This window comes from Novipirellula artificiosorum (assembly GCF_007860135.1).
In the GTDB taxonomy this organism is placed as follows: Bacteria; Planctomycetota; Planctomycetia; order Pirellulales; family Pirellulaceae; genus Novipirellula_A; species Novipirellula_A artificiosorum.
This window is the reverse complement of record NZ_SJPV01000057.1, coordinates 1-1696: the sequence shown is the minus strand read 5'-3', so window position 1 is coordinate 1696 and position 1696 is coordinate 1. Positions and strand designations below refer to the sequence as shown.

The window sequence follows — 1696 nt, the reverse complement described above, 5'->3', positions numbered from 1 at the left end:
GTCCCGTCCGACTGGATCCCCTTGCGGCGACAAAGCTCAACGCACGATCTATCCGAAAGTCAGGCGGCAAGCTCAACTAGCAAGTTGAGCTTTTTTAACGCCTGACCATCGGATAGATCGCATTTCGTTACCCGACTGAAATAGCTTGATGGCAAATCCGTACGAAGCGCCAACCAACGTCTCAGTATCTGCCGCCGCTTCGTGTCGAAATCGACGACTTGCCTCGTACGTTTTGGCTGCATTCGCTGCCGTCATTGGGTCTATGCATCTTCCGCCGTTCCTCACCTCGCCAATTGCAACGTGGGGTTGGCAAAACTGGTGGTTTGGATTCGCACCTGCTGCATATCTCGTTTTCGCTGCGGTAGTTGCGGTTGCCTCCGAGCGCTACGCCAAGCCTCTCGGCCTCATCTTGCTGCCTTTGTTCTTGCTGCCCCTGCTGCTGGTTACCGGACTGATAGTGTTCGCGACGTACTTGGACGCCACGAACATCGCCTCTGGAAAATATACTTGGTCGCAACACCTTTACACTTTGCTGATCGTTTTGCTTTGCCCCGTCATTTGGTACTATTTGGTGGTGGCATCGGTACGTTCGGTGCGGCTGATGCGATCCCACGCCGGCGGGTAACCATCGCGTGCACCCGAGCACGCGAGTCGAGCGTTTTTGAAATTGAGAATCTTTCGCGCGTGCCGGGTGACGCGTACCGACTATGAAGTCCGAGGTTGTGCAAGTGGCGGGTCTCCACTTTTTCCGATTTCCCGTTGTTATGTCATTTGAGTTGAAATCTCCTTTGGAGCCTGCCTTCGTCGGAGCCGCCTGTTGGTCGCTCGCCCGGCACTCGCGATAGCGAGCTTGGCGAACGACAGGCGGTGGAGATGTTGGGCAGGCGGAGGTTGCCTTTGTTGGAGAGCTTCGAGGGAGCGGGCCGCACTTGCCACGCACGGTGATCTTTGGTCAAGGATGTTGATTAAACGACTATTCGAGGTGTGAACGCATTTGAACTCTGATAGATCCGCTCACTGCGGACTGCGTCCTCTCAGTTATCCATGCACGGTTCAACGATCGCTTGTGCGGTCATCGGCTCGTGGTGGGTGCAGCTTGCCTGGAGGCTTCAATGAGCAGCAAGCTACCGTCCCGCGGTGTGGCACATTCTTTAGGGCGACGTGTCTGATCCTTCTACGATTCGCAACAGCGATCGGTCCTAAGGCGAAAGATCAGGGTCAACTTTTCTCGGTGCTTCTCACACTTGGGTAGGTCTTCTCCTTGGCGTCGGTCTTAGTGAATGATGTTTGGGCTTCCCGAATCTCCGTAATAGGTTGTGTTGGTAAAAGAGTTGGGTGTAGAAGTGGTTTGAGAAGCCACGATGGTCCGATTCGTTCGTCGATGTCAAGGCATCAGGCAGCCGATACTGGTTGTCCATCGTGGCTACGTGTTTATAAGGCTCTCCCACGGAATTAGTGGGTGCAAGTCGTTGAGTTCTTGACCTTGGCTCGGGCTCAGCAGAATGGGGGCTCCCCTTTCCGCCTCGCCTTCGCTTCGGCCCCTGATCGCGGTGCGGGCCGAAGCGAAGGCGAGGCGGAAGGGGCTCGAACACACAATTTTTCAATAAAGGAAATGCATCTGGCGGACGAATCGGTTATTGGTATTGGTGCTTAAATCAAGATCAATCGCCAACCCATCAGCGCCAGATGCACCTTA

1 protein-coding gene is annotated in these 1696 nt (G+C 54.7%); it reads left to right on the top strand.

Annotation, left to right across the window (positions count from 1 at the left end; translation table 11 throughout):
- The first annotated feature begins 148 nt into the window (after positions 1-148).
- Positions 149-625, top strand: a complete 477-nt coding sequence (locus tag Poly41_RS33710) for a hypothetical protein (RefSeq protein WP_231616162.1) — start codon at positions 149-151, stop codon at positions 623-625.
- Positions 626-1696: the final 1071 nt, after the last annotated feature.

Coding starts and splice junctions, on each gene's coding strand:
- Poly41_RS33710 (WP_231616162.1), top strand. CDS start 149: ATGGCAAATCCGTACGAAGCGCCAACCAACGTCTCAGTATCTGCCGCC.